At 58.9% G+C, this 6,387-nt stretch carries 6 protein-coding genes and 1 pseudogene; 5 read left to right on the forward strand and 2 right to left on the reverse strand.

Annotated elements, in window-relative coordinates; translation table 11 throughout:
• The first annotated feature begins 49 nt into the window (after positions 1 to 49).
• Together ACQ4LH_RS20690 and ACQ4LH_RS20695 are read left to right on the forward strand one after the other, a co-directional pair.
• Positions 50 to 652, forward strand: coding sequence for a DUF4823 domain-containing protein (locus ACQ4LH_RS20690; protein WP_430698914.1), 603 nt, complete (start codon positions 50 to 52; stop codon positions 650 to 652).
• 3 nt (positions 653 to 655) lie between these two features.
• Positions 656 to 1,225 carry a DUF1285 domain-containing protein gene (locus tag ACQ4LH_RS20695; RefSeq protein ID WP_430698915.1) on the forward strand — a complete coding sequence of 190 codons (570 nt, stop codon included), beginning with the start codon at positions 656 to 658 and terminating at the stop codon, positions 1,223 to 1,225.
• 68 nt (positions 1,226 to 1,293) lie between these two features.
• Here the strand turns inward: ACQ4LH_RS20695 and ACQ4LH_RS20700 are convergent, their stop codons facing one another.
• Positions 1,294 to 2,958, reverse strand: a complete 1,665-nt coding sequence (locus ACQ4LH_RS20700; protein WP_430698916.1) for an electron transfer flavoprotein-ubiquinone oxidoreductase — start codon at positions 2,956 to 2,958, stop codon at positions 1,294 to 1,296.
• Positions 2,959 to 3,278: 320 nt separating this feature from the next.
• Between ACQ4LH_RS20700 and ACQ4LH_RS20705 the strand changes: the two genes are divergently transcribed.
• Entirely contained in the window at positions 3,279 to 4,028 is a 750-nt protein-coding gene (locus ACQ4LH_RS20705) for an electron transfer flavoprotein subunit beta/FixA family protein (RefSeq protein WP_430698917.1), read from the forward strand.
• Positions 4,029 to 4,958, forward strand: coding sequence for an electron transfer flavoprotein subunit alpha/FixB family protein (locus ACQ4LH_RS20710; RefSeq protein ID WP_430698918.1), 930 nt, complete (start codon positions 4,029 to 4,031; stop codon positions 4,956 to 4,958). It abuts the gene before it with no gap.
• A gap of 66 nt (positions 4,959 to 5,024) precedes the next feature.
• Here ACQ4LH_RS20710 and ACQ4LH_RS20715 read toward each other — a convergent pair whose 3' ends face one another.
• Positions 5,025 to 5,954 carry an alpha/beta fold hydrolase gene (locus ACQ4LH_RS20715; protein ID WP_430698919.1) on the reverse strand — a complete coding sequence of 310 codons (930 nt, stop codon included), beginning with the start codon at positions 5,952 to 5,954 and terminating at the stop codon, positions 5,025 to 5,027.
• A gap of 112 nt (positions 5,955 to 6,066) precedes the next feature.
• Here ACQ4LH_RS20715 and ACQ4LH_RS20720 point away from each other — a divergent pair.
• A pseudogene (locus tag ACQ4LH_RS20720) lies at positions 6,067 to 6,357 on the forward strand (amino acid ABC transporter substrate-binding protein); the annotation flags it as partial.
• Positions 6,358 to 6,387 lie beyond the last annotated feature (30 nt).

Raw genomic sequence — 6,387 nt, forward strand, 5'->3', positions numbered from 1 at the left:
TCTATGCGCTATCCGCCGGTTTTTTGTCACCGGCTGCGGGAGAAGCGTGATGCGTAGTCTGTTGCTGATAGTGGGTATGGTGCTGCTGAGCGGCTGCATGAAGGCCAGTGATCTGGCGGATGAGGCGATTTATCAACTGGGCGATGTCGGCGTGCTCGATCATAGCCAGACGCGCCGCGCCAGCTCGTGGCGCTTGCAGGCCGATTCGTTCATTTATATCGCCCAAGGCCATTTCGTGCCGCCGGGCTCAGCCTATCCGCGGCCCAATGTGGTGGCCGAAGAGGCCTACAAGGGCTTTATCGAGTATTTCCCCATGGTGCGTCGCGCCAAGGCGCCGCTAGGGTTGGAGGAGTCTCTTGCTGCGGCTCGTGAAGCCGGGGCGCATTACCTGCTGTACAGCCGCTTTGCCTATGCCGATGACCGTATCGGCACGGTGGAAGAGTGGGAGGACCAGGAGGCGTTGGATCGCCTGGGTACCGATCGCGGGGTGATTCAGTTGATGCTGATCGAGACCAATACCCGCTATTTGGTCGATACCACGCGCATTCGTAGCCGCGGAGGCCTCCTGACGCTTTATGATGCTAAGCCAGAGGACCTGATCGGTCCGGCGCTGCAGGATTACGCGCGGCGTTTGTTGGGCTTGGGGCATTGATTGATGACTGATTCAGGCAAGGCCGGCGATCTGCTGGCGCAAATACCCAAAGGCGAAGGCAAAGGGTTGCCACCGGTGCACCTGTGGAACCCGACGTTCTGCGGGGATATCGACATGCGTATCGCCCGCGATGGCACCTGGTACTACTTGGGTACGCCGATCGGGCGCAAGCCGATGGTCAAGCTTTTCTCCACCATCATTCGCCGTGATGGCGATAAATACGTGCTGGTGACACCGGTGGAGATGGTCGGCATCCAGGTTGATGACGCGCCCTTTGTGGCGGTCAGCCTGCAGGTGGACGGTGAGGGCGAGGCGCAGGTGCTGCGCTTTGTCACCAATGTTGAGGATGAGGTGGTGGCCGGCAGCGAGCATCCGCTACGGGTTGAGCTGGACGCCTTGACCGATGAGCCGGCGCCCTACGTGCATGTGCGGAGCAACCTTGAAGCGCTGATTCACCGCAATGTGTTCTATCAGCTGGTCGAGCTGGCGGTGCCGCGCGAGATCGATGGCAAGACCTGGCTGGGTGTGTGGAGCAGTGGAGAGTTTTTCCCCATCGGCCCGCAGCCGGACTGATCTTCTCTCCCTGTAGCAGTTGTATTCAGCGCAATAAAAAAGGCTCCCGAGGGAGCCTTTTTTGCGTCTTACATATTGGGGTAGTTAGGCCCGCCTGTACCTTCAGGGGCCACCCAGTTGATGTTCTGGGCCGGGTCCTTGATGTCACAGGTTTTGCAGTGCACGCAGTTCTGCGCGTTGATCTGGAACTTCTGCTCGCCATCTTCCTTGGTGACGATTTCGTAAACGCCAGCCGGGCAATAGCGCTGCGCCGGTTCGTCGTACATCGGCAGGTTCTTGCTCAGCGGAATGCTCGGGTCAGTGAGCTTCAGGTGGCAGGGTTGTTCCTCTTCATGGTTGGTGTTGGAGAGGAATACCGAGCTGAGCTTGTCGAAGCTGAGTTTGCCGTCGGGCTTCGGGTAGCTGATCTTCTGCGCGTCTGCTGCCGGCTTCAGGCAGGCGTAATCCGGCTTGGTGTCGTGCAGGGTGAAGGGGAGCTTGCCGCCGAAGATGTTCTGGTCCATCCAGTTGAAGCCGGCACCCATCAGCGGGCCGAACTTGTGCATCGCCGGGCCGAAGTTACGGGTGCGGAACAGCTCGTCGTATAGCCAGCTGGCCTTGAATGCGTCGACGTAGCCGGTCAGCTGGTCGCCCCCTTCCTTGCCTGCAAACAGCGCGTCAGCCACGGCGTCAGCAGCGAGCATGCCGGACTTCATGGCAGTGTGGCTGCCCTTGATCTTGGCGAAGTTCAGGGTGCCGAGGTCGCAACCGATCAGGGCGCCGCCGTTGAAGACCATCTTCGGCAGCGAGTTGAGGCCGCCTTTGCAGATGGCGCGAGCACCGTAAGCGACGCGCTTGCCGCCTTCCAGGTACTGGGCGATTACCGGGTGATGCTTGTAGCGCTGGAACTCATCGAACGGCGACAGGTGCGGGTTGCTGTACGACAGGTCGACGATCAGGCCGACTACCACCTGGTTGTTTTCCAGGTGATAGAGGAAGGAGCCGCCGGTGTTTTCGCTAGCAACGATATCCAGTGGCCAGCCGGCGGTGTGTACCACCAGGCCTTGCTCGTGCTTGGCCGGGTCGATGTCCCAGATTTCCTTGATGCCGATGCCGTAATGCTGAGCGTCGGCTTCGGAGTCGAGGTCGAATTTCTTGATCAGCTGCTTGCCGATATGGCCACGGCAGCCTTCGGCGAACAGGGTGTACTTGGCACGCAGTTCCATGCCTGGGGTGTAGTAACCCTCTTTCGGGTGACCTTCGCGGTCAACACCCAGATCGCCGGTGAGAATGCCGTAGACCGCGCCTTCTTCGTTGATCAGCGCTTCCTGAGCGGCGAAGCCTGGGTAGATTTCTACGCCAAGGTTTTCCGCCTGCTGCGCCAGCCAGCGGCACAGGTTGCCCAGGGAAATGATGTAGTTGCCATGGTTGTGCATGGTCTTGGGCACGAAGAAGTCCGGAACCTTGGTGGCCTTCTCGGCATTGCTGAGCACGTAGATGTCATCGCGCTTGACCGGAGTGTTCAGCGGGGCGCCGAGCTCTTTCCAGTCTGGGAACAGTTCATTCAATGCGCGCGGCTCGAACACCGCACCGGAAAGAATGTGCGCGCCGACTTCGGAGCCTTTTTCGACCACGCAGACGCTGATTTCTTTGCCGGCTTCGGCGGCTTTCTGCTTCAGTCGGCAGGCGGCGGACAAACCAGCAGGGCCGGCGCCGACGATGACGACGTCGAATTCCATAAATTCGCGTTCCACAGGCAATCTCCTACTCAGGGCTCTCTAATTTTATTTGGCGATCGAGCTCGTTCCATGAGCGATGCTGGCGCATTATATCCAGACCCTTCGGATGGGCCAATACAAACGTTTGTTTGAATTTTCTGTAGGGCTGTTAGAATCTTACTACATCGCTGACGATTGGCCGGTTCGTTGTATTGACCAGTCTAGGTCGTGCGGTCAAGATACGGGCGGTTTTGTGTCTGCCGTTATTGGTCGACTCCCGGTTCCGGCCGGTCTGTAGTTCCCGCCATGTTCGCTTCTGGCGACATTCTTATTCACCGGAGAGTAACGAGGAATCCATGAAGGTTCTTGTAGCTGTCAAACGAGTGGTCGACTACAACGTTAAAGTTCGCGTCAAAGCGGACAACAGCGGCGTTGATCTTGCCAACGTCAAGATGTCGATGAACCCTTTCTGCGAAATCGCCGTGGAAGAAGCTGTACGCCTGAAAGAGAAAGGCGTGGCGAGCGAGATCGTTGTCGTAACCATCGGCCCGGCCACTGCTCAAGAGCAGCTGCGTACCGCGCTGGCGCTGGGTGCTGACCGTGCCATTCTGGTTGAGTCGGCCGACGAGCTGAACTCTCTGGCTGTGGCCAAACTGCTTAAAGCAGTGGTCGATAAAGAGCAGCCGAAGCTGGTGATCATGGGCAAACAGGCCATCGACAGCGACAACAACCAGACTGGCCAGATGCTGGGCGCGCTGACTGGTTTCGGCCAGGGCACCTTCGCTTCCAAAGTGGAAGTGGCAGGCGACAAGGTCAACGTAACCCGCGAAATCGACGGCGGTCTGCAGACCGTTGCGTTGAGCCTGCCGGCTATCGTGACCACCGACCTGCGTCTGAACGAGCCGCGCTACGCGTCGCTGCCGAACATCATGAAAGCCAAGAAAAAGCCGCTGGAAACTGTTACCCCGGCTGATCTGGGCGTTTCCACCGCTTCCACCGTCAAGACCCTGAAAGTTGAAGCGCCTGCTACCCGCAGCGCTGGCATCAAGGTCAAGTCCGTGGCTGAACTGGTCGAGAAACTGAAGAACGAGGCGAAGGTAATCTAAATGACTATCCTGGTTATCGCTGAACACACCAATGCCGCTCTGGCTCCTGCCACGCTGAACACCGTGGCTGCTGCCGCGAAAATCGGTGGCGACATCCACGTTCTGGTTGCCGGTGCCGCGTGCGGCGCAGCTGCCGAAGCCGCAGCCAAAGTTGCTGGCGTGGCCAAGGTACTGGTTGCTGACAACGCCGCTTTCGCTCACCAGCTGCCGGAAAACGTCGCGCCGCTGGTAGCTGAACTGGGCAAGGGCTACAGCCACATCCTGGCTGCTGCCACCAGCAACGGTAAGAACATCCTGCCGCGCGTTGCTGCTGCGCTGGACGTTGATCAGATCTCGGAAATCATCTCCGTTGAGAGCGCCGACACCTTCAAGCGTCCGATCTATGCCGGTAACGCCATCGCTACCGTGCAGTCCTCGGCTGCCGTTAAAGTCATCACCGTGCGTAGCACTGGTTTTGATCCGGTTGCCGCTGAAGGCGGTTCCGCTGCTGTTGAAGCAGTGGGCGGCGCAGCTGACGCTGGCAAATCGGCTTTCGTTGGTGAAGAACTGGCCAAGTCCGATCGTCCTGAACTGACCGCTGCCAAGATCGTCGTTTCCGGCGGCCGCGGCATGCAGAACGGTGACAACTTCAAGCACCTGTACGCCCTGGCTGACAAGCTGGGCGCTGCTGTAGGTGCATCGCGCGCCGCAGTCGACGCAGGTTTCGTACCGAACGATATGCAGGTCGGCCAGACCGGCAAAATCGTTGCGCCACAGCTGTACATCGCCGTCGGTATCTCCGGCGCGATCCAGCACCTGGCCGGCATGAAAGACTCCAAGGTGATCGTTGCGATCAACAAGGACGAAGAAGCGCCGATCTTCCAGGTAGCCGATTACGGTCTGGTAGCTGATCTGTTCGAAGCAGTACCTGAGCTGGAGAAACTGGTTTAAGCCGGCTTCCCTAGTGCAGAAAAAACCCGCTCACTGAGCGGGTTTTTTCTTGCCTGCATTTTTGCGCTAATCCACCAATGTTTGGAGAAAGGCCCGGTAGTGCTGTGCGGTCAGTTCCGCCCGCTCAATCATTGGTGCATGGCCGGTATCCGCCAGGATAACTACGCTGGGCTTGCGCAGCAGGGGCTGCATGACCTCGACGCTGGATACGTGCAGCGCCCGATCTTCTGCGCCCCAGATGATAAGCGTCGGTGCCTGGATCTTCGGTAGCTCCGGTTCCAGCGGGATATAGCGTTCGATCAAGTGGGCGAATACCTGGTCATAGTGGGCGCTGTTGGCGATGGCCTGCTCGGCGAAATAGCCCTTGAGCGATTCCGGCAGATAGGGCGGCTGCACGAAGATGAAGTCCAGCAAGCGCTGAAAATCCTCGGGGCTTTTCACCACCAGCGGATTGGACTCGCCGCGCTGCAGCCGTTGCATCAGCTCGCTAGGCTGCGGCGATGTGATGCCGGCATTGTCGAGTAGTGCCAGAGAGCGGGTTCTGTGCGGATAGCGTGCGGCATACAGCGCGCTGATATGCCCGCCCATGGAGTTGCCGATCAGGTGCAGCTGCTCGATTCCCAGTGCATCAATCACGCTGGCCAGGCGCTCGGTCTGGGTGCCTACATCGTAACTGCCGGCCGGTTTGTCGCTGGCGCCGAAGCCTGGCAGGTCGAGGGCTATAACCCGGTAATCCTGGCTGAGGTGGCGGGCGAAACGCAGCCAGTTGTCCTTGTTGGCGGCAAAGCCGTGCACCATCAGGACGGTTTGTGCGCTGCTTGGGCCGCCCTCGTAGTAATGAATGCTAAGATCGCCCACGCTGATCTGCTTGAGACTCAGCCCGGCGCGCTGTCGCTCCACCAGCTGTATGCTCGTCAACAAGGCGGCGGGTGAGAGGTAGAGCAGGGCTGCGGTGCCGGCGAGTAGTAGCATTAAGGCTGCGATCAGTTTTTTCATGGATAGTCTTTATCGCGAATTCGTATGGATGCGTATTAAGCTAGCATGATTCCAGATGTCTCCCGATGTGTGGCCGCAGACGCCCATCCAAGGTTAAGTCGAGAAGTCGCCAATGCTTGAGCGTGGTTTATATAGGTCGTTTCTCCTGTTGTTCGCAGCGCTGCTGATGCCGGCTTTAGCCGTTGCCGCAGGCAAGTGCGAACGCCTGGTGGCGACCGGTAATCCGGAGTACCCGCCATATCTCTGGCGTGACCCGCAGAATCCTCAACAGCTGATCGGCGCCAATGCCGACCTGCTGCAGCACCTGGCCAAAGAGCTGGGCGTGGTGGTGGACATCATCTATACCGGGCCCTGGTCCCGGGCACAGGATGCAGTCATTTTCGGCAGCTTCTCCATGCTTGCTTGATATGTCTTGACCCTGTCGCGCCTAGAA

The sequence above is a fragment of the Pseudomonas peli genome, assembly GCF_050563605.1.
GTDB lineage: Bacteria > Pseudomonadota > Gammaproteobacteria > Pseudomonadales > Pseudomonadaceae > Aquipseudomonas > Aquipseudomonas peli_A.

What these genes read in the sequence shown, in the direction of transcription:
- ACQ4LH_RS20710 (WP_430698918.1), top strand. Translation starts at nt 4,029, where the DNA reads ATGACTATCCTGGTTATCGCTGAACACACCAATGCCGCTCTGGCTCCT.
- ACQ4LH_RS20690 (WP_430698914.1), top strand. Translation starts at nt 50, where the DNA reads ATGCGTAGTCTGTTGCTGATAGTGGGTATGGTGCTGCTGAGCGGCTGC.
- ACQ4LH_RS20705 (WP_430698917.1), top strand. Translation starts at nt 3,279, where the DNA reads ATGAAGGTTCTTGTAGCTGTCAAACGAGTGGTCGACTACAACGTTAAA.
- ACQ4LH_RS20695 (WP_430698915.1), top strand. Translation starts at nt 656, where the DNA reads ATGACTGATTCAGGCAAGGCCGGCGATCTGCTGGCGCAAATACCCAAA.
- ACQ4LH_RS20715 (WP_430698919.1), bottom strand. Translation starts at nt 5,954, where the DNA reads ATGAAAAAACTGATCGCAGCCTTAATGCTACTACTCGCCGGCACCGCA.